At 70.1% G+C, this 21,243-nt stretch carries 23 protein-coding genes and 1 tRNA gene; 10 read left to right on the forward strand and 14 right to left on the reverse strand.

Features of this window, described 5'->3' with window-relative positions; translation table 11 throughout:
- Positions 1-8: 8 nt before the first annotated feature.
- Positions 9-674: a class I SAM-dependent DNA methyltransferase gene (locus Mco01_RS26375; RefSeq protein ID WP_204059558.1), complete on the reverse strand. Its 666-nt coding sequence runs from the start codon at positions 672-674 to the stop codon at positions 9-11.
- Between the two features lie 176 nt (positions 675-850).
- Between Mco01_RS26375 and Mco01_RS26380 the strand changes: the two genes are divergently transcribed.
- From Mco01_RS26380 to Mco01_RS26395, 4 genes are all read left to right on the forward strand, one after another.
- On the forward strand, positions 851-4,132 hold the full coding sequence (locus Mco01_RS26380) for an ATP-binding protein (protein ID WP_204059559.1): 3,282 nt from the start codon (positions 851-853) through the stop codon (positions 4,130-4,132).
- Positions 4,133-4,177: 45 nt separating this feature from the next.
- Positions 4,178-4,822: a hemerythrin domain-containing protein gene (locus Mco01_RS26385; protein WP_204059560.1), complete on the forward strand. Its 645-nt coding sequence runs from the start codon at positions 4,178-4,180 to the stop codon at positions 4,820-4,822.
- Entirely contained in the window at positions 4,822-5,823 is a 1,002-nt protein-coding gene (locus Mco01_RS26390; RefSeq protein WP_204059561.1) for a pyridoxamine 5'-phosphate oxidase family protein, read from the forward strand. The genes Mco01_RS26385 and Mco01_RS26390 overlap by 1 nt, the downstream gene beginning before the upstream one ends.
- Before the next feature lie 180 nt (positions 5,824-6,003).
- Positions 6,004-6,699 carry a 4a-hydroxytetrahydrobiopterin dehydratase gene (locus Mco01_RS26395; RefSeq protein WP_204059562.1) on the forward strand — a complete coding sequence of 232 codons (696 nt, stop codon included), beginning with the start codon at positions 6,004-6,006 and terminating at the stop codon, positions 6,697-6,699.
- A 136-nt stretch (positions 6,700-6,835) separates the two neighbouring features.
- Here Mco01_RS26395 and Mco01_RS26400 read toward each other — a convergent pair whose 3' ends face one another.
- Entirely contained in the window at positions 6,836-7,111 is a 276-nt protein-coding gene (locus Mco01_RS26400; RefSeq protein ID WP_204059563.1) for a hypothetical protein, read from the reverse strand.
- A gap of 304 nt (positions 7,112-7,415) precedes the next feature.
- Here Mco01_RS26400 and Mco01_RS26405 point away from each other — a divergent pair, with 304 nt between their 5' ends.
- Complete coding sequence (locus Mco01_RS26405; RefSeq protein ID WP_204059564.1) at positions 7,416-7,865, forward strand: hypothetical protein; 450 nt, start codon at positions 7,416-7,418, stop codon at positions 7,863-7,865.
- Positions 7,866-7,980: 115 nt separating this feature from the next.
- On the opposite strand, the gene Mco01_RS26410 is transcribed toward Mco01_RS26405, so the two are convergent.
- Positions 7,981-8,229, reverse strand: a complete 249-nt coding sequence (locus Mco01_RS26410; RefSeq protein WP_204059565.1) for a hypothetical protein — start codon at positions 8,227-8,229, stop codon at positions 7,981-7,983.
- A gap of 837 nt (positions 8,230-9,066) precedes the next feature.
- Between Mco01_RS26410 and Mco01_RS26415 the strand changes: the two genes are divergently transcribed.
- Entirely contained in the window at positions 9,067-9,339 is a 273-nt protein-coding gene (locus Mco01_RS26415) for an alpha/beta hydrolase (RefSeq protein WP_204059566.1), read from the forward strand.
- Between the two features lie 30 nt (positions 9,340-9,369).
- Here Mco01_RS26415 and Mco01_RS26420 read toward each other — a convergent pair whose 3' ends face one another.
- The 4 genes from Mco01_RS26420 to Mco01_RS26435 form a co-directional block, all read right to left on the reverse strand.
- Positions 9,370-10,647: a serine hydrolase domain-containing protein gene (locus Mco01_RS26420; protein ID WP_204059567.1), complete on the reverse strand. Its 1,278-nt coding sequence runs from the start codon at positions 10,645-10,647 to the stop codon at positions 9,370-9,372.
- Positions 10,648-11,226: 579 nt separating this feature from the next.
- Complete coding sequence (locus Mco01_RS26425) at positions 11,227-11,538, reverse strand: hypothetical protein (protein ID WP_204059568.1); 312 nt, start codon at positions 11,536-11,538, stop codon at positions 11,227-11,229.
- A 491-nt stretch (positions 11,539-12,029) separates the two neighbouring features.
- Positions 12,030-12,149 (reverse strand): DUF2283 domain-containing protein, encoded by a 120-nt coding sequence (locus Mco01_RS40260; protein WP_204059569.1) that lies wholly within the window; start codon positions 12,147-12,149, stop codon positions 12,030-12,032.
- A gap of 178 nt (positions 12,150-12,327) precedes the next feature.
- The gene (locus Mco01_RS26435; protein ID WP_204059570.1) at positions 12,328-12,693 is read right to left on the reverse strand and encodes a winged helix-turn-helix transcriptional regulator; all 366 of its coding nucleotides are present in this window, start codon (positions 12,691-12,693) and stop codon (positions 12,328-12,330) included.
- 93 nt (positions 12,694-12,786) lie between these two features.
- Here Mco01_RS26435 and Mco01_RS26440 point away from each other — a divergent pair, with 93 nt between their 5' ends.
- Both Mco01_RS26440 and Mco01_RS26445 read left to right on the forward strand, forming a co-directional pair.
- Entirely contained in the window at positions 12,787-13,452 is a 666-nt protein-coding gene (locus Mco01_RS26440) for an NADPH-dependent F420 reductase (RefSeq protein ID WP_204059571.1), read from the forward strand.
- Positions 13,453-13,656: 204 nt separating this feature from the next.
- Positions 13,657-13,920: a hypothetical protein gene (locus Mco01_RS26445; RefSeq protein WP_204059572.1), complete on the forward strand. Its 264-nt coding sequence runs from the start codon at positions 13,657-13,659 to the stop codon at positions 13,918-13,920.
- 59 nt (positions 13,921-13,979) lie between these two features.
- Here the strand turns inward: Mco01_RS26445 and Mco01_RS26450 are convergent.
- From Mco01_RS26450 to Mco01_RS26465, 4 genes are all read right to left on the reverse strand, one after another.
- Positions 13,980-14,052, reverse strand: a tRNA-Thr gene (locus Mco01_RS26450).
- Positions 14,053-14,101: 49 nt separating this feature from the next.
- The gene (rlmB, locus tag Mco01_RS26455) at positions 14,102-15,055 is read right to left on the reverse strand and encodes a 23S rRNA (guanosine(2251)-2'-O)-methyltransferase RlmB (RefSeq protein WP_036328684.1); all 954 of its coding nucleotides are present in this window, start codon (positions 15,053-15,055) and stop codon (positions 14,102-14,104) included.
- 22 nt (positions 15,056-15,077) lie between these two features.
- Positions 15,078-16,472, reverse strand: coding sequence for a cysteine--tRNA ligase (gene cysS / locus Mco01_RS26460; RefSeq protein WP_204059573.1), 1,395 nt, complete (start codon positions 16,470-16,472; stop codon positions 15,078-15,080).
- A gap of 129 nt (positions 16,473-16,601) precedes the next feature.
- Positions 16,602-16,982 carry a PPOX class F420-dependent oxidoreductase gene (locus Mco01_RS26465; RefSeq protein WP_036328686.1) on the reverse strand — a complete coding sequence of 127 codons (381 nt, stop codon included), beginning with the start codon at positions 16,980-16,982 and terminating at the stop codon, positions 16,602-16,604.
- A gap of 216 nt (positions 16,983-17,198) precedes the next feature.
- Here Mco01_RS26465 and Mco01_RS26470 point away from each other — a divergent pair, with 216 nt between their 5' ends.
- On the forward strand, positions 17,199-18,770 hold the full coding sequence (locus Mco01_RS26470) for a DUF2637 domain-containing protein (RefSeq protein ID WP_204059574.1): 1,572 nt from the start codon (positions 17,199-17,201) through the stop codon (positions 18,768-18,770).
- Positions 18,771-18,890: 120 nt separating this feature from the next.
- Here Mco01_RS26470 and Mco01_RS26475 read toward each other — a convergent pair whose 3' ends face one another.
- From Mco01_RS26475 to Mco01_RS26485, 3 genes are all read right to left on the reverse strand, one after another.
- Positions 18,891-19,160, reverse strand: coding sequence for a GlsB/YeaQ/YmgE family stress response membrane protein (locus Mco01_RS26475; protein ID WP_204059575.1), 270 nt, complete (start codon positions 19,158-19,160; stop codon positions 18,891-18,893).
- A gap of 203 nt (positions 19,161-19,363) precedes the next feature.
- A complete protein-coding gene (gene ispF / locus Mco01_RS26480) occupies positions 19,364-19,873 on the reverse strand; it encodes a 2-C-methyl-D-erythritol 2,4-cyclodiphosphate synthase (protein WP_204059576.1) in 510 nt (169 codons plus the stop codon).
- Between the two features lie 2 nt (positions 19,874-19,875).
- Positions 19,876-20,358 carry a CarD family transcriptional regulator gene (locus Mco01_RS26485; RefSeq protein WP_030510364.1) on the reverse strand — a complete coding sequence of 161 codons (483 nt, stop codon included), beginning with the start codon at positions 20,356-20,358 and terminating at the stop codon, positions 19,876-19,878.
- A 257-nt stretch (positions 20,359-20,615) separates the two neighbouring features.
- On the opposite strand from Mco01_RS26485, the gene Mco01_RS26490 reads away from it, so the two are divergent.
- Entirely contained in the window at positions 20,616-21,242 is a 627-nt protein-coding gene (locus tag Mco01_RS26490) for a copper chaperone PCu(A)C domain-containing protein (RefSeq protein ID WP_239103930.1), read from the forward strand.
- Position 21,243 lies beyond the last annotated feature (1 nt).

Raw genomic sequence — 21,243 nt, forward strand, 5'->3', positions numbered from 1 at the left:
GTGCATGCTCATTCCGTGCCGATCGTGTCTGTGGTGGGGCCGGAGCGCATCAGCAGGTGGCCGCGGCGGAATCGCTCACCCTCCAAGGGCTCGCGCAGCATTCGCCCCACCTCGACGAACTCCTCCTTGCGGGCCAGGTCGGCCAACTCGTCGATCGGCCACCGGTAGGCCGGCGTGACCTTGTGGTCGAACTGCGTCACCGGACCGCCCTCGGATTCGAAGAAGCCCAGCAGAAGGTGACCGCCCGGGGCCAGCACCCGGCGGAACTCGGCGAAGTACGGCGGCAGCTCCGATGGTGGGATGTGGATGAGGGAGTACCAGGAGAGCAGGCCGCCCAGCTCGCCGTCGGCCACGTCGAAGGCGCCCATCGAACCGACCTCGAAACGCAGGTCGGGATAGTCCTTGCGGGCGATGTCGATCAGTGCCGGAGACAGGTCGACGCCGAAGGCGTCCAGTCCGAGGTCACGCAGGTGTGCCGTCATGTACCCGGGACCGCAGCCGGCCTCGGCGACGGGCCGGCGTCCGGCCGCCCGTACGAGTTCGGCGAACGCGGCGACTATCGCGCGGTCCAGTGGCAGGCGGTCGAGCGAGTCCCGGACGAAGTCGGCGTAGATGTCGGCGACGGCGTCGTAGGCGTCCGCCGTCGCGGTCAGGTAGGGGGAGGATTCGGCCACGGCGGACGACTGTAGTTCATCGGCCGGCGGAAGTCGTCGGTCATCGACCGGTCCGCGCGGACAGCCGGGGTACGGCGACCGCAGGCGCCGAACGGCTCGCACGGTCCCCGCGGTGTGCGTGGCTCCCCGACATGTGACAACTGGACCGTTCGAAAGCGCCTCCCTACCATTGGCCCGTGCGGCTGAACGTCCTCGGGCCCATGGAACTCGTCGTGGCCGGGCGGGCAGTACCGGCCGGACCGCCGAAGCAGCGAGCCCTCCTGGCCCTCCTCGCCATGCACGCCGACCGCGTGCTCCCCGCGGACCTCCTGGCCGACCGGCTGTGGTCCGGCAACCCGCCGGCCAGCGCCCAGGGGAGCCTGCAGGTCTACGTCTCCAACCTGCGCCGCCGGCTGGAGCCCGACCGGCGGCCGGGCACCACCCCGGCCGTCCTGGTCAGCGCCGCCGACGGGTACGGCCTGATGACCGGCGGGCTCGACCTCGACACGAGGGACTTCGAGACGCTCGTGTCGGCCGGGTCCGGACATCTGGCCGAGGGACGGCACGAGGAGGCGGCGGCCGCCCTCGCCGAGGCTCTCGACCTGTGGCGCGGCGACCCGTACGCGGACGTGCGTTCCGAGGAGTGGGCGCAGCCGGAGATCGGCCGTCTGGTACAGGTGCGGCTGGACGCGGTGGAGGGGCTGGCCGCGGCCCTGCTGGAGCTGGGCCGCCACACGGACGTGGTCGCGCGGCTGGACCCGTTCGTCCGCGAACACCCCCTGCGGGAGCGTGCCTGGGAACTGCTGGTGCTGGCCCACTACCGGGCGGGGCGGCAGGCGGCGGCCCTCGAATGCCTGCGCAGGGTGCGGGAGGTGCTCGCGGGGGAACTGGGCATCGACCCCGGGCCGCGGCTGCGGGAGCTCGAAGGCGCGGTGCTGCGCCAGGACGCCACGCTGCTCCCAACGAAGCGGCCCGCCGCGCAGCGGACCCCGGTACGGACGACGGCGCGCAGGGCTCCCGAGTCCGCGGCGGACCAGCCGGTCTTCGTCGGCCGCGAGAGCGCGCTGGAGTTCCTGAACGAGGCGGCGAAGGCGTCGTCCGCCGCCGGGCAGGTCGTGCTGGTGGACGGCGAGCCGGGAGTCGGCAAGACAAGCCTGCTGAGGCGGTTCCGCGCGACCGCCGACGTGCCGGTGGGCTGGGGGTCGAGTCCCGACCACGAGACGGCGCCCGCCCTGTGGCCCTGGGAACGGATCCTGCGCGACCTCGCCGCCGCGGCCCCGGAGGCCGCCCTGCCCGACGAGGTGGGCACGTTCCTGTCGGGCGGCCTGGAGGTGATCCCGGCGTCCGACGCGCAGGGGGCGCGGCTGCGGTTCTTCGAGGCGGTCGGCGCGTTCCTGGCCGGGGTCGCCCCGGTGGTCGTCGTGCTGGAGGACATCCACGCGGCCGACGACGCGACGCTGCGGCTGCTGGTCCACGTGGCGTCCACCGCCCGGCCGGGCCTGCTGCTGGTGGCGACCTTCCGGCGGCACGAGGCGTCGGCGCTCACCGCCACGCTGTCGGCGCTGTCGCGGGTCGGCGCGCGCAGGCTCGGGCTCGACGGGCTCGCCACCGAGGAGGTACGCGCGCTCGTCCGGGAGTTGTCCGGCCGCGACCCTGGCAGCCGCAAGGCCGAGGAGCTGCGCGGGCGCACCGCCGGGAACCCGTTCTTCCTCGCGGAGCTGGCCCGGGCGGGCGAGGAGCTGCCGCAGGGCGTGCTGGACGTCGTGCTGCACCGGGTGGCGGGCCTGGGAGAGGAGGCGGCCCGCGTTCTGGAGCTCGCCGCCGTGATGGGCGACGAGTTCGAGGCGGGCGTCCTGGCCCAGGTCGCGGGCCGCACAGTCGGCGACCTGCTGCCGCCGCTCGACGCGGCCCTCGACGCGGGGCTGATCGGGGAGTCGACGCACCGGCTGGGCCTGTACCAGTTCGCGCACGCCCTGGTGACCGACGCGTTGCTGTCACGCCGGTCGCGGCTGTGGCGGGCGCGCGTGCACGAGCAGGTCGCCGGCGTCCTCACCCGCGTCCACGGGGACCGGGACGACCGTGCGGCGGTGATCGCGCGGCACTGGCTGGCGGCGGCGGACCTGGGCGCGGAGCCCGCCCGCATGGCGATGGACTACTCCGCCCGCGCAGCGCGGGCGGCCATGCGGCGGCACGCGCCCGACGACGCGGCCACCTCGTGGCAGGAGGCGCTGGCGGCGGCCGAGCCGGCCGGGGCAGGCGAGGCCGAGCGGTTCGAACTCGCCGTCGGGCTGGCGGAGAGCCGCTACGCCGCCGGGCGGTTCGACGAGGGCTACGAGGCGATCGAGCAGGCGCTCGCCATGGCCGGCGCCGACCTGGACAAGGCCGCCAGGGCCGCCGACATCGCGATGGGACACGGCGTCTGGGTGCCCTTCCGGCCCGGCCTTGACGTGGCCGCCCTGCGGGACTCGATGGACCGGGCCGTGCGAGAGCTGCCGCCGTCCACGCCGGCCTGGGCGACCGCACAGGCCGTACGGGCCGTCGTGCTCGCCCAGACCGGTCGCGAGGACGAGGTCGCCCCGGTCTCGTCGCAGGCCGTGGCGGCGGCCGAGCGCCTGGGCGACCCCGCCCTGCTGCGGCGCGTGCTCCACCTGCGGCTGCTCGCCATGCAGGGTCAGGACTTCATCGAGCAGCGCGCCGAGACCGCGCGGCGCCTGCTGGCCGAGCCTGACCTGTCGCCCCAGCTCACGGTCATCGCACAGCTCCACCTCGTCGCTCATCTCGTGGAGCACGGCAGGGTGCCGCAGGCCCGCGCGCTGCTGGCCGAGATCGACACGCTGCTGCGCGACCTGCACAATCCCGCGCTGGCCCGGCAGGCGGCGGTGGCGCACGTGGGGCTCGACCTGTTCCAGGGCGTGCCGGAACCGGCCCGCCACTTCGAGTCCGCCACGGCGACGCTGTCGTTCGCCGATCTCGCGTACTTCGAGGTGAGCATGCTCGCCGTACGGGCCGAGACGCTCATCCACGAGGACCGCCTCGGCGAGGAGGCGGCAGCGATCGAGGACCTGTTCCGGCGCACCGGCCTGGCGGGGGCCGCCTACATCCTGGCGTCCGCGCTGGCGAACCTGGGCGAGCACGAGCGCGCCCGGCGGCTCCTGCGTGAGACCCCTCTGCCGCCGCGCGACTACAACTGGGCCATGGCCACCATGTGCCGGCTGCACGCGGCGATCCAGCTCGGCGAACTGGACGTCGTGCGGGAGGTCTACGACGCGTTCCGTCCCTTCGCCGGGCTGGTGCACGTGAACGGCACGTGCACCACCGTCGACGGGGCGTACGACGGCCACTTGGGGGAGGCGCTGCTGGCGCTCGGGGACCGCGAGGGGGCACGGGCCCATCTACTGGAGGCGGTGCGCCTGCTGGAGCAGGCGGGCGCGGGCTACTGGCTGGCAAGGGCCCGCCAAGCTCTCGACAAGTGCGCGTAGAGGCGGGTCGCGCACGCTGTTTCCGAGACGTGAGGAAACAGACTGATGATCACACCCGAGCACCTGACCGGCTTCCTGATGATGCACGCCGGTTTCCGCGCCGAGTTCGGCCGCCTGGCCGAGGCGTGCGCGCACCCGCGTGACGACGCGCACGAGGAGCTCCTGGAGGAGCAGCTCGCACTCGTGCTGGACATGCTGCACGCCCACCACTCGCACGAGGACGCCACCCTGTGGCCGACGCTCGCCGGCCGCGCCCCGGAGGCGGCGGACGTGCTGGCCGAGCTGGAGTCCGAGCATTCCGTGCTCGACCCGCTCGTCGCGGCCGCCTCCGACCGCGGGGTGCCCCTGGCCGAGCGCGCGCCCACCCTGCGGCGGCTGCACGAGGTCGTCAACGAGCACCTCGACCACGAGGAGCGAGCCGCCGTGCCGCTCATGCTCCGCCATCTCACCCCCGACGACGTCGAGGCCGACAAGCGCAAGGCGCTGGACGACTTCGGCCGCCGCCGGATCCCCGTCGTCTTCGGCTGGCTCGCCTCGAGCGCGGACGCCGACCTGCTCGCGGCGTCGTACGCCGACCTGCCCGTCGTGGCCCGGCTCATGTTCCGCCTGTTCTGGTGGCCGGCCTACCGGCGGCGCTTCACCCGCCTGTACGGCGCCACCGCCCCCGCGAACACTCTCCTGGAGTCGTGATGACCGCATCCACATCGACCACGTGGCCGCGCGAGGTGACCGAGATCCTCGGCCGCGCCCTGGTCTGCGAGTACGCCTCGCTCACCCGCGACGGCCGGCCCGTCACCTGGCCCGTCACGCCGTACGTCGGCGCGGGCGGCACGCTCGACGTGAGCACCGGGCTCACCTACCCGGACAAGGCCGAGCGCGCCCGCCGCGACCCGCGCGTCGCGCTGCTCTACTCCGAGAGCACGGACCTGGATCGGGCGCCCGTCGTCCTCGTGCAGGGGCGGGCGACGGTACGCGACGCGGATCTGCAGGCCAACACCGACCGGTACGTCCGCGAGTCGCTCGCCAAGACCGGCGCCGGGTTCGCCGGGATGCCGTGGTTCCTGGTGAAGCGGCTGGGGTGGTATTTCGCCCGCATCTGGGTGGAGGTCACCCCTGAGAGGATCGTCTGGTGGCCCGAGGGCGACCTGTCCAGGACGCCCGAGGTCTGGACGTGCGCGGGGGACGTCGCCGTCCCCGCCTCCGATCCCGCCCCCGCCGGCCCCCGGCTGCCGAGCCGGTCGGCCCCTCCGGCAGACTGGCGGCCCTTCGCCGACCGCGCGGCACGCCTGGGCGAGCCCGTCGTCACCCTGGTCGCCGACGGCATGCCTCTGGCCGTGCGCACCCGCTCCGCCGTACGGACCGAGGCCGGATTCGACCTGCGACTGCCCGCGGGCGTCGAGGCGGCCGAGGGGCCGGTGTGCCTGACCTTCCACCGGCACGGCCCGGCCCTGGAGTGGCAGGAGAACGTGGTGCTCGTCGGCACCGCGGCCGGAGAGGGCGATCGGCTGAGCGTGCGGGTCGAGCGGGCCCTCAACGACTGGAGCCTCGCCGGGACCCGCCGCGAGCGGAACCGCTCGTTCCTCGGCCAGGGCAGAATGCTCAGGAAGCGCCTGAAGGCCGAGGCCGCCCGCCGCGGCCAGCCCGTCCCCCGCGTCCGCCGCCCCACGCCTCGCCAATCCGCCGGTGCATGACGGCCTGCGACGGGTGCGGGAAGCCTTCGGCGCGCAGCCCGACAGGTGGCGTCCGGTTTTCCGCACTATCGAGTCAGTGAAGTTGTCCGGTCTGGCGCAGGTGATCGGGATGTAGTAGGCGTCTTTGCCTCGCTCCGGGGTCGTAGGCGTGTAGATCAGGAGCGGGCGTATGCTCACCGGATGACCGATACTGAGTACAAGATTGAGCGCATCAGGCCACAGCAGTTTCACGAGATCGGCGGCCTGGAGGACTGGCGTGTGCTGGGCGAGGGGGCATGCGCCTACTTCCGTACCGGGTCGTTCACGGCCGGCGCTCAGTTCGTGCAGGCGATCAGCGAGTTGCCCGGTGTAGGGAGCGGTCATCCCGACGTCGACCTGCGCGATGAGGGCGTGACCGTACGGCTGATCACGATTGCAGATTTCTACGGGCTGAGCGAGCGGGATGCCGAGCTGGCCCGGCAGATCTCGGCTGTGGCCCGGACGCTGAACATCCCCGCTGATCCCTCGTCCGTACAGACTGTCCAGGTCACCATCGATGCTCTGGTCCTTTCCGACGTGGTGCCGTTCTGGCGTGCCCTGCTCGGCTATGAGGACCGTGCGAACAGCCCCGAAGACCTGATCGATCCCCACCGCCGCGGAGCACCGTTCTACTTCCAGCAAATGGACGCTCCGCGCCCGCAGCGCAACCGGGTCCACGTCGACGTCTGGGTGCCGTACGACCAGGCCCAGGCGCGGATAGCGGCGGCGATCGCCGCCGGTGGCCGCCTGGTCTCCGACGCTTACGCACCGTCGCACTGGGTGCTGGCTGACCCTGAGGGCAATGAAGCTTGTGTGGGCGCGGCAGGCTGGATTGAGGCCGATCCGCGCGGTCAGTAAGAGTCGTTCCCGACTCCTTGGTCCTCTCCACCCGTTTCCTGCAGGCCACGCTGAGCCTGCAGGACGGTTGAGGATCTTGTTTGCACCAGCTTCCCTGTAGTCCATGACGCCGGCGGCTGAGGACGTCGCCGGGTCCTCAGCGCCTGTTCAGTCCGCGCAGCACCGGGAGCCCGGTGCCGGAGTCGAGCACGAGGCGATCGCCCAGCGGCCGGGCGAGCGTGACGGTGGTCGTCGCCGTCGTGAGTATCGCTGGGCAAGGCTCGCCGGAGCCGACGCTTTCCTCGTCCACGTCGACGACCACCAGCCGGCCGGTCTCGTAGGCGCGCGCCCCGTGAACGGTGTCGCATGCGCCGACCCCGTAGCGGAGAAGCAACGCGGCCGGCCTACCGGCGACGAGGTCGAACGCCGTCACCTCTTCGGTGCCTCCCCGTGTCCGTTCGGGACGGACGGTGACGGCAGAGGGGTCGACCGCCACGTGGATTTACTTCTGCTCGACTCCCTTGACGGTGAACACCCAGGCGGGCACCTGGATCGTGCCGCGACTGGTCGGGCCGCGTGTCAGGATCGACCGTAGGCGGCCCAAGTCAGATCGCGTATGCGAACCCTGGGACGAGCGAGTAGACACTCTCGTCGTACCGCGTCCTCTATGCAACCATGCCCCCATGATCCAGTCGGAGACAAAGAGATCGCCGGCAAGTGGGAACCCCCTGAAACGGGTGCTGCTCGCGAGTGTGGTCGGTATCGTCCTCCCACTCGGCCTCCTGGCCTGGACGGTCCTGATGCGGGCGCTCTTCAGCGACTCCTCGATGTGCGGGGAGTACACGGGATGTCTCGGCTATCTCGTTGTCGCGTGGCAGATCGGGCGGTGGATCGCCGTCGTTCTCGCCTGGCCGCTGCTGTACCTGCTGCGAGTACGGCCGGCCTGGCCCGTCGCCGTCCTGGCCGCCTTCCTCCTGGTCGCGATCTGGCGACTCGCCGAGGCCCTGTCGGGGTTCGGTGACCTCTTCACTTCCATCCTGATCAGCGGCATTCTCATCCTGTCCAGCGGCGTGATCGCGTATCCCCTCACCGCACTGGTCACCTCACCAATCCTCCGCTGGCCGTGGCGCGCCCTGCATATCGCCCTGTCCGCCGGGCTTTACGTCGTGGCCATGCTCGCCAATTGACCATGGAAGCCCCTGCGTGCCTGCAAATCCCCACGCGGCACCACTCATCCCGTGAGCAAAGATGCCTGTGCGGCCGGCCGTTTGCTCGGATATCTCTCCGGTATCGCCGTCGCCATTACGAGCGGTCGCGAGATCGGTTCTCCTTGAGGTGGCGCCAGAAGATCTTGAAGTGATGCCACCAGATATAGGCGGCGGCGATTCCGCCGATTGCTCCGCTCGACAGGTCAACGAAGTCGTCGCCAGCAAGGAGATCGTGAAGGCAGACGGACAAGACAACGGGGCCACCGATGAGAATGAACCATCCCGTCCATGCGTCATCACAGCGGCCCTGCTTGTGCCCGGATTCGTCGGAGGGATCGGCCACTACAGCACGGTAGCTGGCGCTGATCGATCGCGCACTGCACCAGAGAGCGCTCATCGCCCCTGCCTGAACGTCCCTGAAACCGCATGCTGGGCGAGATTCCGCAACTCCGGCGCCTCGATCATGCTCCCCCAGGGCTGGGGATGGACCTCCTCGCGCGGCATGGGCCCACGGCTGCGGCCGAGGCAGGGTCATGTTGGTCGGCGAGGTACGTCGGAAGCCCCGCGATCGTCGCCACCCCGGCGATATCTGAAGAGCAGTCCACGGCCTTCAAAAAAGAGAAACATGCCAGCGACCATAGGGTTCAGCAATAGGCGCCGTACCCACCAGTCACAATGCTTGCAGTACGCCCGTTGCCTGGAGGCCCATCAATCAGCATCGTGACTTCGAATATCGCAGCACCGACACCAAAAAGAAACAAGGCCCAGTTCAGCCATGCGGGGCTCTGAAGCATGAGATCGTGATCCAACCATCTCTTACTTATCTGATGCCAACGCAGGCGCTTGGAACCGTCGTCTTATCCTCCATGGCATGACTTTCCCACGCCTTGACGCGAGTGTGAAGATCTTCGCTCCTGCATGTATTTCGCCGGTCCTGATCACCTCGTACGCCGCCGACCCACCGCGGAGCGGCAGCGGGCCGGGGACGGAGGGGCAAGACCGGCCTCGCGTCTACGTCAACCTGGTCGCGGGTCCTCGGTCATCGGATGCCATCGGTCACGGCCGGGCTTGAGCCGGATAAGACGCCACCGACCGGCCGTCGGTCGCCCAGGCCGAGCAGCTGGCCCGCGGCCTGGAGAAGCAGAGCCCGGTCTTCGCCTTTCCGGCCATCAGCGCGGGCATGTGCAGCGTCTGGCCGGTGGCCGGAGACGACCGCGCCGGGCACGTCGACGCCGGCGGCTCCAACCCCATCGTCGTGGTCGGCACGGCCAACGACCCGGCCACCCCGTACCAGTGGGCGCCGCGCCCCGCCGCCCAGCTGCGCACCGGGGTGCTGCTCACGCTGAACGGCGAGGGACACGGCGTGTACGGTCAGAACGCCCGCATCGACAACGCGGTCAACGGCTACCTCCTCGACGGGAAGGTGCCGCCCAGCCGCACGCGCTGCGGCTGATCGACGCGGCCGATCGATGCGGCGGCGGGGTCAGAGGCCGTAGGACGGGAACAGGTTCGTCGACGGCCAGGAGCCGGAGGGGACGCTGTCGGCCGCCTGGTGCATCAGGTTGTCGATCTCGGCGTCGTACCCCAGGCCCGAGGGGTCGTCGCGCTGGTCGAACAGCACAACCCAGCTCAGTTCGTCCCACCGCCGGACCATGAGCGTGGTGGTACCGGCGATCGACCCGCTGTGCCAGGTGCTGCGGCTGCCGTTGACGGGGCGGACCGACCAGCCCATGCCGTACCACGAGGGGTCGGTGTGGTTGTAGTTGGAGGGCGGGGCGAACATCGCGTCGAGGCTCGGCTGGGTGAGCAGGCCGGGAGCGTCGAAGATCGTGGTGAACTTCGCCATGTCGACGGCCGTGGAGAGCCATGCGCCGTGCGCGGCCATGTTCTCGAGGTTGAACGCCCCGTACGGCGCCGGCACCCAGGCCCCGGAGCCGTCCAGCACGGTCGTCCCGCCGTACTGCGAGTAGTAGGGAACCTCCGAGGACCGCCGCAGGCTCTGCGCCGTGCGGCCCTGCACCATCCGGGTGATCTTCATCGGGGAGAGCACGGACTGCTGGACATAGGTCGCGTACGGGAGACCGGTGACCTTCTCGATGACCTTGCCGAGCAGCAGGTAGCCGTAGTTGGAGTACCAGAAGGTCGACCCGGGGTCGAAGTCCAGCCTGCGCGTCGTCGAGACGTACTGCATGATGTTCGCCTGCGTCACGGGCAGCGGCACGCCAAGCGTGTCCCTGATGTCGAAGTCCGAGAACATCGGGTCGGGCAGGTAGTTGGGTGCGTCCTGAGTCCGAACTGCCCAGCCGCCCAGGTGCTGGAGCAGGTTGAGCACCGTGACGTTACCGAGCCGGGAGTCGAGGGCCGTGCTGAGCCCCAGCATCGGCGCCACCGTGGCCGACAGGCTGAGCCTGCCGTCCTGGACGAGCTTCATGATCGCGGTGGCGGTGACCGGCTTGCTGAGACTGGCCAGGCGGAACAGCGACGTCGGCTGGGCCTGGAACGTGTCCGTCGTCCAGTTGTATCCCCGCGCCAGCACCAGCTTGCCCTGCCGGAGCACGGCCAGCGATCCGTACGGGATGTTGCGCGCCTGCATGTAGCTCTTCAGCGTGTCGTCGAAGGGCTTCAGCGACGACGAACTCTGGCCGGTGACCGTCCAGACGCGATTCGCGGCGGCCGCCGGCCGTGTGGACAGTGCGGGCAGTGCGGCGACTCCCGCCGCGGCGCCAGCGAGCAGGCGTAGCGAGTCCCTGCGAGTCAGCATTACTCGATCCCCATCTCTGTTGGATGACTATGGATGACTACAAGAGTGAAGATCCCGCTTGGATGTGACATCCCGCGTTTTGATCGGGGGGACGGTGGCGCGGCCGGAATGCCGTGAGGCCGCCCAGAGCGCAGTCCAGCAGGCGGGCCTGCTCGCGGAGCCGCCCGGCGATCGTCACGCGCATCCGAGTGGGATTGTCGGCACGGCTGGCGATGTCCAGTAATGCGCCGACGCATCCTTCGTCACCTTGTCGCGCAGCTCAAGGTGATGTTGAAGAATGCTGCTCCAGATCTTCCTCGTTGCGCGAGTTCTTTCGGCAAGGTCCTCACCTCGCCCAAGGAGTAGACGGCGGGCCCCAGCGGTGATCGTCACGGCCTCAGCCCGCGCGGCCCTCCTCTGTCGGTGCGGCGGACCGGGGGGAACACCTGCGCGGTGAACTCGCGCACGCGATCGTCCGCCGTGTTCACCGCGGCCTATGTGAGCCGGAGTGTCCGGCCCCGCACCTCGAATGGGCGATGGCCGGACGCCAGCGGCGGCGACCTGAAAGGCACCCTCGATAAGCATCGAATCGAATTCATGCTAGTAGTAGATGTACAGCCAGTACAGGTACTGCTCGGTGTACGAAAAATAGGCATAGCGGCACTCGTACGGGAAACCCTCGCGCTCATATTGCTGGCCGGCATCCATACAGGCATATTTGGTGGAATAAAGTTTTCCAGTGAATTTCCATGTGCCCGCGGAGCCTTGAGCGGTCCGGACCTGACGGTTCTGGTGACTCGTCGTCTTCACCGCCGCGACCTCGGTACCGGACTGCGCGGAGCCGGGTGTGGTGGCGATGGACCGACGATCCTGAGCGTGGGCGGGAGCCGTCGTGATGGTCGTGGTGGTCATGATGGTGCCGGAGATGAGAAGCCGCCGCGACTGCGGCAGAGACCTTCTTCAACGTCCCCCCTAAGAGCAGTGAGGTAGCGCACGAGCCGATTGCCGTGCCGCAACTACGACGGTCGTGCGGGCACCGTTTGGACACGATCCCGATGTGACGTGCGTCATACCACGTCCTTCACACACGCGGGATGTCAGCGGCCCACTGGTAGTCCTCGGCGGTCATCAGGCCGAGCCGCCGCGCTCCCTGAGAGGCGGAGCCGGCTCCGGGGTTGAGGAACCGGCGGACAGCCGTTATCGAGGAGAACGATCATGGAGCAGACGGACAAATCCTGCCCTGGGCGCGCCTGCCCACGCTGAGCAAAACGGGCCCAAGAGCGGCCCGAGTCGAGCCACTCGTCACCGATCAAGGGCGCCGTGGGCGTCGCTACGCGATCGGCTACACCGACCATTGACCGCTTCCTCGCTGCCTGAGCCCGACCATTGTCAGAGGCGCTCCCCTACCTGGGAGCGCCTTCTTTGTTGCCCCGTTCGCCTGGCCGCGTGGCGAGGATCTCGATACCGATCACCCTGCCGGTCTCGTCCAGGTCCAGGTTCATCATCGGCCTGTCTACGGTCATCGTGTCAGCTACACCGCCGGCGGAATCGGGCCGTGCAGGTAAACGTAGGCTGCTCCGGCTTCGAGATCATAGGTCCACGTGCCCGGGTGCTCTTCCAAGGTCAATCGGCTTACGTGTTTGCAAGCAGACATCGGGAATCGGATTATCCCGTCATATCCTGTGAACTAGGTGTTTTTGGTCATGGCGTTGCTGGCGGCCCGACGAGGGCGTCTTGGTTGTCGCCGGCCCACTGTGCGAGTTGCGCCAGGGGTCCGTTCGCGAACGATTCGCCCAGCGCGGAGAGCTGGTAGACCGCACCTGCGCGCCCTGACGCTTGGTCGGCGCTGCTGCCTCGTACGACGAGTCCGCGTGCTTGCAGACGTTGTAGCGCCTGAGTCAGCACCTTGTCGCTGACTCCCGCGATGCGCACGAGCAGTTCCTTGCGTCGCGTTGGCCCCAGGCGCAGGGCCGAGAGCACGACTGGATCCCAAGCGTGGCTGATGAGTTCGGCCGCCGCGCGTACCTGGCAGTCGGAGACGAATGTCTGGCAGGACCCCTCGATCACGGAATTCAGTGTCGCATCGGTCGGCCTACCAAACGGTAGGAGCCTCGTTCGTAGCGTTTCCGAGGACACCCCTTCGAGACAGAGGAGATTGCTGTGAACGTGGGAATCTTGGGCACCGGAAACCTCGCCGTGACGCTTGGCCGAGCCTGGGCCGTGGCAGGTCACTCTCTGCTGGTGGCAGGGCGCAACCCGCTGCACGCCAGCGGGGCCGCCGACCAGATCGGCCCTGCAGCGGAGGCTGTCGACCCCTCAGACTTCCCGACTCGGGTCGACGTGCTCGTGATCGCGGTCGCTTGGGAAGGGCTGGAGGCGGCGCTGTCTCTCGTCGGCGGCCCCCGGGGGTCGCTGGCCGGCAAGACCGTGATCGACTGCACCAACCCGGTCGACTACACGACCGGCGAACTGAAGCCAGCGTCCGGCTCAGCAGCAGCCCTCGTGGCGCACACGGCTCCCGGTGCGCGCGTGGTGAAGGCGCTTCACCTGTTCGCAGGGGCCTCGTGGCCGTACGTGGGTCCGCAGGAGTCAGCGCCGGTTGTGGCGATCTGCGGTGACGAGCCACGTGCCCTCGATCGCGCTGCGGTACTAATCCAAGATCTTGGTGGACAGACCGCGGTGGTTGGTGGGCTCGGCAGCGCCCGGCAGCTGGAGGAGGCCGCCGGTTTCGTCATGAGGGTCGTCGCGGCGGGTTACAACCCGAGGCTCGCCGTTCCCGAGGTGGACCCGGCACTTCTTCGAGCAACGCAGACGACGACTGAGTGAGCCGGCAGACTACTGGAGAGGGTCGTGACCTCGACGTCACGGCCCTCTCGTTCACCCCCGAAAAACCACCGATGTTCACCGCAACTCCCTGCTGTCGCTCGAAGGTCGTCGACACCTCATCGAGCGATGCCAGACCCGACCGAGGTCGTAGATGACGTGCGATAAGGGGTGGCGTGCGTGCGGAAGGCGGCCCAAGCTGCCGGCGTGATTAGCGAGGTCAAGACTCCGAAGTCACGCCGGACACTGGCGCTGACCTCCGAACTGGTCGACGCGCTCAAAGCGCACCAGGCCAAGCACAACGCTGCACGGCTCAAGGCCGGTGACGCATGGCGAGAACACGACATCTACGGGCATCTCATGGAGGGCGACCGGCGGGCGGCGACGGAGGCCATTTCCGGCGCTCTGCTGGGGCAACGGAAGCGGGCGGCTCCCAGGGTGGCTCCCGACGATGCCGAAGAGACCGGATGAGCCGCGAAAGCACAAGGCCCCTGACAGCGAAACCGCTGGTCAGGGGCCTTACGTACGAGAGCCGCCTTGGGGAATCGAACCCCAGACCTTCTGTTTACAAGACAGATGCTCTGCCGATTGAGCTAAGGCGGCGTACCCGGAACGAGTTTAGTGGGCCGAGGGCCGTACCGTCACGGCGGAATCACCTACGGCGGCGCGCCACCTCGTACAGGGTGATGCCGGCGGCCACGCCCGCGTTGAGGGACTCGGCGGCGGCGTTCATGGGGATGCGGGCCACCTGGTCGCAGGCCTCGCGCACCAGGCGGGACAGGCCCTTGCCCTCGGAGCCGACGACCACGACCAGCGGCTCGGTCACGAGATCCACGTCGGCGATGTCCACGGAGGCGGTGCCGTCGAGGCCGACGACGAAGAGGCCGTCCTCCCGGTACGCCTGGAGGGTCTGGGTGAGGTTCGCGGCCCGGGCGACCGGGAGGGTGGCCAGCGTGCCGGCCGAGGTCTTCCACGCCCCGGCCGTGACGCCCGCCGAACGCCGGGACGGGACGAGGAGCCCGTGGGCGCCGAAGGCCGTGGCCGAACGCGCGATGGCGCCGAGGTTGCGGGGATCGGTGACGCCGTCCAGCGCGACGATCAGCGGCACCTCGGCGGCGTCGCGCGCGCGCTCGACCAGCTGGTCAGGGTGCGCGTACTCGTACGGCGGGATCTGCAGGCCGACGCCCTGGTGGACGCTGCTCTCGGTGAGCCTGTCGAGCCGGTCGCGGGAGACCTCCAGCAACGCGATGCCCCGGTCGGCCGCCAGCTTGATGGCCTCCCGGACACGGTCGTCGTTGTCGACCCGCTGGGCCACGTACATCGCGTTGGCCGGCACGCCGGCGCGCAGCGCCTCCAGCACCGGGTTGCGCCCGCCGATGACCTCCGGCGCGTCGTCCTTCCGCGTACGGGGGGCGGGACGGCCCTGACGCGGCCCCTGGACCGCCTCACGCTCGATGCGCTCGGCCCGGGCCTTGTCCTTGTACCAGTGCCGCATGTGCGCAGGCGGCGTCGCTCCCCGGCCCTCCAGGGAGCGCTTGACCTTGCCACCCGAGCCTCTGCTGGGCCCCTGCTTCTTCGACGGCTTCCCTGAAGCCCTACCCGCCATGGTCTCTAGCGTACGGCCACGCCTACCGTGCCAGCTCCCAGCGCGGGCCCTGCGGGGTGTCCTCGACCACCACGCCGGCCGCGGCGAGCTGGTCGCGAATCGCGTCGGCGGCCGCGTAGTCCTTGCGGGCGCGGGCGGCCTGCCGCTGCTCCAGGGCCACCGCGACCAGGGCGTCCACGACCTCCCTGAGGCCGGAGTCGCCGGTGACGCGCCACTGATCGGAACGCGGGTCGAGCCCGAGCACGTCGAGCATGTTCTGCGTCTCGGCCAGCAGCCGGGCCACCTGCTCCTTGTTGCCCTGGGCCAGCGCGACGTTGCCCTCGCGGACGACCTCGTGCACGACGGCCAGCGCCTGGGAGACGTTGACGTCGTCGTCCATGGCGTCCGTGAACGCCTGGGGCAGCGGGGCCGCGGCGTCCACGTCGTGGATCACCTCGGCGGCGCGGGTGACGAATCCCTCGATGCGCCGGTAGCCGGCGGCGGCCTCCTGCAGGGCGTCGTCGGAGTAGTCGATGATCGAGCGGTAGTGCGCGGCGACCAGGTAGTAGCGCAGCTCGACCGGGCGCACCTTGCGGAGCATGTCCGGGATCAGCAGCGAGTTGCCGAGCGACTTGCTCATCTTCTCGCCGCCCAGCGTCAGCAGGCCGTTGTGCAGCCAGTAGCGGGCGAACCCGTCCCCCGCGGCCTGCGACTGGGCGATCTCGTTCTCGTGGTGCGGGAAGATCAGGTCGACCCCGCCACCGTGGATGTCGAAGGTGCCGCCCAGGTACTTGGTCGCCATGGCCGAGCACTCCAGGTGCCAGCCGGGACGGCCCCGACCCCAGGGCGTGGGCCATGTGGGCTCGCCGGGCTTGGCGCCCTTCCACAGCGCGAAGTCGCGCGGGTCGCGCTTGAGCGAGTCGCCGTCGGTGTCGCCGGCCGCCCGCATGTTCTCGAGCCGCTGGTTCGACAGCTTGCCGTACCGGTCGGCGTAGGAGACGACGTCGAAGTAGACGTCGCCGCCCACGGCGTACGCGTGGCCCTTGTCGATGAGGCGGCGCATCAGCTCGACCATCTCGGGGACGTGGCCCATCGCGCGCGGCTCGACCGTCGGCGGCAGGCAGCCCAGTTGGTCGTACGCCCAGGTGAAGGCGCGCTGGTTGCGCTCGGCGACGACGAACCAGGGCACGCCCTCGGCGGCGGCGACCCGGATGATCTTGTCGTCGAGGTCCGTGACGTTGCGGCAGAACGTCACGTCGTAGCCCTGCCGCATCAGCCATCGGCGGAGGACGTCGAAGTTGACCCCGGACCGGATGTGGCCGATGTGCGGCGGAGCCTGAACGGTCGCACCACACAGGTACATCGAGACCCGGCCGGGCTCGACCGGTACGAATTCACGGACCGTACGCGTGCTGGTGTCGTAGAGGTGCAGGCTCACGACGCAAGGCTAACGCCTATCGGCACAGCACAGGCCTACTTGCGGCCCGGTGAACCGATCGGCGTGGCTTTGCTTCCTGGACCAACGGAACTTACGACCCAAAAGTCCCGCTATATGCCAGGAAAACAATTAGCGCAGATACACCTTCTCCGGGGTGATGCGGACGATGACCCGCTCGTTGTCGGGGTGCGGCTCGGTCCAGTCCTCGCCCCGGTACTTGATCGACAGCTCCTGGATGAGCTTGCCCTCCGGATCGTCGGTCAGCGACGCGGTGCCGCGGACCTCCACGTAGCGGTACGGGTCGGCCGGGTCGACGACCACGACCGAGACGCGGGGGTCGCGGAGGATGTTGAGGTGCTTGCGCCGGCCCTTGATGGTCGAGAACAGGATGTCGTCCCCGTCCGGGCGCACCCACACCACGGACGCCTGAGGTGCGCCGTCGGGGTTGACGCTCGCGATCGTGGCGAAGTTGGCGGCGTCGAAGAGATCGCGGACGGCGTCCGTCAGCATGGGTCCTCCTGTGTCAGGCTCGTGGCCGCAGATCATGCCATCCGTCTGCGCACGGCCGCACGGCCGGGTCCCCTCGGCGGCGCGACACACGAGTTCGGGCCACGATCAATCGACGGCCCGATTCTGTAGGCTCGAAACGCCATGGACGTGACTCCCCCCGGCGCGGCAGGCACGGCCTCCCGCCCGTCCCCATCTACGCCCCCCGGAATCCCGCTGGTGCTGCGCCGCCTGGCCATCGGCCTGGCCGGGCTCGCCCTCGCGGTGCTCGCCGGGGCCGCCTGCGCGCTGTCCTTCGACGACCTCCGCGCGCTGGCCATCACCGGGCGCGCCGAGCCGCGTCTGGCCTACCTCTACCCCACCGCGTTCGACGTCCTGCTGGTCGTCGCCCTGGTCAGCGTGCCGTTACTGCGCGGCGGCCGGTTCCTCGTCCGGCTGCAGGCGGGGTTCGTCCTGGTCCTGCTGCTGGTGGCCGCCGGGGCCGCGACCGTCGTCACCGCGTCGAACATCACCTTCGACCCCCAGCAATCCGCCGTCGCGGTGGCCCTCCTTCCGTGGGTCATGCTCGTCGTCGGGCTCTGGCTGCTGCTGATCCTGCTCAAGCACACCCGGGCGTCCCGCGCCGACCTGGACGGCGAGGCCGACGGCGACGACCTGGTCCCCTTCACCCGAGACCGGGAGCCCCGGGCCCGGGACGCCCACCGGCCCACCGCTGCGGAGAACCTCCCGGCGCCGGTCGTCCCGGTGCCGGAGGCCGTCGCGCCGCGCGACTACGTTCCCCCGCCGCCGGTGAGCCCGGTCGCCGAGACCGTCGCGCCGCCCGAGTACGCCCCGCCGCTGCCCGTCCACCCGGAGCCCGGCACGTCCCAGACCTCGGCCGGCGCCCCCACCGAGCCCCATCCCGCACGGCGGTCCGCCGCGGAGGCCGCTCCCCGCGCCTCCGGCGAACCCCCATACGAGATCGAGGAGGCGCTGGCGCTGGTGCCGGTCACCGCAGCGCCCGCCACCCCTCCGGTCGACGAGATCCCCGCGCCGCCGGAGGCCGACGAGAGCGCCGGGGAGCCGGTACGGCAGGCCGGGACCGCCGCGTCTGCGCGTCACCCTGAGGCGGAGCTTTCCGCGACGTCCTCCTCGGATCGGGAACCCGAGCCCGCAGGCGAGGCGACGCCACCGGACGCGGCCGTACCGGACGACGCGCCCGCCGGGGAGCCGCAGCCCGCCGCGCCGAAGCGGAACCGGCCGGTGCGCTGGGGCGACCTCGTACGCACACACGCCGGGGACGTGCTCGTCCACCCGAAGCCCACGCCGTCCGCCCCGCCCGAGCAGGCGGCCGAATCCCCGCCCGCGGAACAGGTCCTGGAAGAGACCGCGGATCAGGCCGCGGAGGAGACCGGAGAACAGGCCGCGGATCAGGGTGCGGGACAGGCCGGGGCCGGCGAACCCGGCCGTTCCGACGCGGCCGCGGCCCCCGAGACCGCGCCTCCCGCCGGCTTCGGCGCCGCCGACGACCCCCACGCCGCCGATGACGCCGCCGAGCAGGCCGGGAACGGTGGCTCTGCGGACGAGCCGGACGCCCTCGACGAGACGGACGTCGACACCCAGCCGCTGCGCCAGATCCGGGACGCCCCCGACCCGGCGCACGCCTGGGAGGTGGCCGATCCCGAGGAGCAGAACAGGACACGGCGCATGCCGTACGAGTCCGGGGAGGGCGAGGCCGACGGCGAGGAGGGGCAGGTGCCGCTCGCGCCTCCCTCGGGCCGCATGCGGAGCACCCCCCGCCCGCCCGCCTGAGCGTCCGGGAGAGCCCGCCCGAGCGTCGGAAAAAGGACGAAGGCCCGTCCGGGGAAACCGGACGGGCCTTCGTGGGCCTGTGACACGGGCGGCGGATGACCGCCGGTCCCGGTCGCCGTCTTACACTCGCGAACGTCCCCGGAGCCCGGCGACGAGGCCGACGCCGACGACGGCGAGGACAACCTGCATGACCAGCTCGATCCAGTCGATGCCCGGCGTCGTGTCCACACCCATGACCTGGGCGATGGCGGTCCCGATCAGCGCGGCGACGATGCCAACGACGATGGTCAGGATCCAGCCGATCGGCTGGCGGCCCGGCAGGAACAGACGTCCCAGAGCGCCGATGACCGCACCGATGACGATGGCGCCGAGAATGGACTCGATTGTCATATCGACCTCCCGTTGAGGGTGACCCTTTCACTCTCGAACAGGTGGCTACCCCACGGGACGGGAATATGCGTCCCACGAAAGAAAAAAGTGGGCGGCGGCTCGATTCCGCGCCTTGGTCCGAGTCGCCGCCCATGTGCTAATGAGACGCGCCTCGCCGCATTCTGGTTGGCATGTCCGGTTGGAACGGACCACAACGGGTTCGCTCAGCCGGAGAAGCCCGGCGAACCGGATGAACCGGATGGGCCGGCGAAGACGATGGCGGTGGCGACGGCGGCGACGCCCTCACCGCGGCCGGTGAGACCGAGCCCGTCGGTCGTGGTGGCGCTGACGCTCACGGGTGCGCCCGCGGCGGCCCCCAGGGCCTTCTCCGCCTCCGCGCGCCGGGGGGCGACCTTGGGACGGTTCCCGATGATCTGGACGGCCACGTTGCCGATCTCGAAGCCGGCGGCGCGCACCTGGCGCGCGGCCTCCTCGAGCAGGGTGGCTCCGGAGGCGCCGGCCCAGCGGGGGTCGGCCGTGCCGAACAGGGCGCCGACGTCTCCGAGCCCGGCGGCCGACAGCAGCGCGTCGCAGCAGGCGTGCGCGGCCGCGTCTCCGTCCGAGTGACCGGCGAGGCCGGTCTCCCCCGGCCAGTGCAGGCCGGCGAGGTGAAGCTCCCTATCGAACGCGAAAGGGTGGACATCGACCCCGACGCCCACCCTTGGCGATGTCATGTTCAGGAGTTCAGCACCTCGTCGAGCAAGGCCTCGGCCTTGTCCTCGTTCGTCTTCTCGGCGAGAGCGAGCTCGCTGACGAGAATCTGACGGGCCTTCGCCAGCATCCGCTTCTCACCGGCGGACAGGCCGCGCTCCTTGTCGCGCCGCCAGAGGTCGCGGACGACCTCGGCCACCTTGTTGACGTCGCCGGAAGCCAGCTTCTCAAGGTTGGCCTTGTAGCGGCGGGACCAGTTGGTGGGCTCCTCGGTGTGCGGCATGCGCAGCACGTCGAAGACGCGCTCCAGCCCCTCCTGGCCCACGACGTCGCGCACACCCACGAGCTCGGCGTTCTCCGCTGGCACCTGTACGGTCAGGTCGCCCTTGTCGACCTTCAGCACCAGGTAGGTCTTTTCCTCACCCTTGATGGTTCGGGTCGTGATGGCCTCGATACGAGCAGCCCCATGGTGGGGGTAGACGACAGTGTCGCCGACCTGGAAAGTCATGTGACGAGTACCCCTTCCGCTGTACTCCAGAGTACCACGCGGTATCCGCCTCCCGGAACAGTGAAAGGAACATAACTGCAGGTCAAAGCCTCGTTTTGGGGCTTGACAAGCCGTCGACTCTGTGAATCGGCATATCCGGCATACGGGATGACCTGCACTGCTGTGCCCGGCACGCCGGGAGTCGGCACCGGACCGGAGAGGGTCACGGATAAGGTGATTGCTGCCCATACACGTGCGTACCAAGGAGACCTCGAACCGTGACCAGCAGCAGCCGTCGCAGGGCGATCGCCGTTGCCGCGCTCCTCGCCGCCGCCATCCCTGCACTGGCCGCGTGCGGCGCGGGTTTCAGCGCCAACACCAACACACCGTACGCCCCCAACGAGGCCGGTGTCCTCATCCAGGACTCCGGCTCCGGCAAGAGCTACGGGAAGAACGGCGTCATGATCCCGCAGGCCTTCATCCTCGGACCGGAGTCGGGCGGCCAGATCGCCGCCGGCGGCTCGGCCGCCGTCTACATCACGATGCTGAACAGCACGGGCGCTCCCGACACGCTCACAGGCATCGTCGCCGACCAGCAGCTCGCGACGTCGGTGAAGGTCGCCTCCCCCGTCGAGCTGCAGCCCGGGACGCTCGCCAAGACGCCCGGCGTCACGCTCGACGGCATCAAGAAGCCGCTGCTCGGCGGCGAGAGCGTGAACCTGACGCTGCAGTTCAAGAACGCCGGCGACATCGCGCTCGCGGTGCCGGTGGTCGCGCGCAGCCGTGAGTTCGCGACGCTGTCGCCCGCCCCGTCGCCCACGCCGTCGGCTCCGAGCGCGAGCGACCTGTTCGCGTCGATGTCCCCCAGCACGACGCCGTCGGCCTCCGCGAGCGCCGCTCAGTAGC

Origin of the sequence: Microbispora corallina, from assembly GCF_016863035.1 — a bacterium.
Lineage (GTDB): Bacteria > Actinomycetota > Actinomycetes > Streptosporangiales > Streptosporangiaceae > Microbispora > Microbispora corallina.

Excerpts from the sequence above, each read along its gene's own strand:
- Mco01_RS26415 (WP_204059566.1), top strand. The coding sequence starts at position 9,067 with ATGTGCAGCGTCTGGCCGGTGGCCGGAGACGACCGCGCCGGGCACGTC.
- Mco01_RS26390 (WP_204059561.1), top strand. The coding sequence starts at position 4,822 with ATGACCGCATCCACATCGACCACGTGGCCGCGCGAGGTGACCGAGATC.
- Mco01_RS26475 (WP_204059575.1), bottom strand. The coding sequence starts at position 19,160 with ATGACAATCGAGTCCATTCTCGGCGCCATCGTCATCGGTGCGGTCATC.
- ispF (WP_204059576.1), bottom strand. The coding sequence starts at position 19,873 with ATGACATCGCCAAGGGTGGGCGTCGGGGTCGATGTCCACCCTTTCGCG.
- Mco01_RS26485 (WP_030510364.1), bottom strand. The coding sequence starts at position 20,358 with ATGACTTTCCAGGTCGGCGACACTGTCGTCTACCCCCACCATGGGGCT.
- Mco01_RS26465 (WP_036328686.1), bottom strand. The coding sequence starts at position 16,982 with ATGCTGACGGACGCCGTCCGCGATCTCTTCGACGCCGCCAACTTCGCC.
- Mco01_RS26395 (WP_204059562.1), top strand. The coding sequence starts at position 6,004 with ATGACCGATACTGAGTACAAGATTGAGCGCATCAGGCCACAGCAGTTT.
- rlmB (WP_036328684.1), bottom strand. The coding sequence starts at position 15,055 with ATGGCGGGTAGGGCTTCAGGGAAGCCGTCGAAGAAGCAGGGGCCCAGC.
- Mco01_RS40260 (WP_204059569.1), bottom strand. The coding sequence starts at position 12,149 with ATGACCGTAGACAGGCCGATGATGAACCTGGACCTGGACGAGACCGGC.
- Mco01_RS26425 (WP_204059568.1), bottom strand. The coding sequence starts at position 11,538 with ATGACCACCACGACCATCACGACGGCTCCCGCCCACGCTCAGGATCGT.
- Mco01_RS26420 (WP_204059567.1), bottom strand. The coding sequence starts at position 10,647 with ATGCTGACTCGCAGGGACTCGCTACGCCTGCTCGCTGGCGCCGCGGCG.
- Mco01_RS26385 (WP_204059560.1), top strand. The coding sequence starts at position 4,178 with ATGATCACACCCGAGCACCTGACCGGCTTCCTGATGATGCACGCCGGT.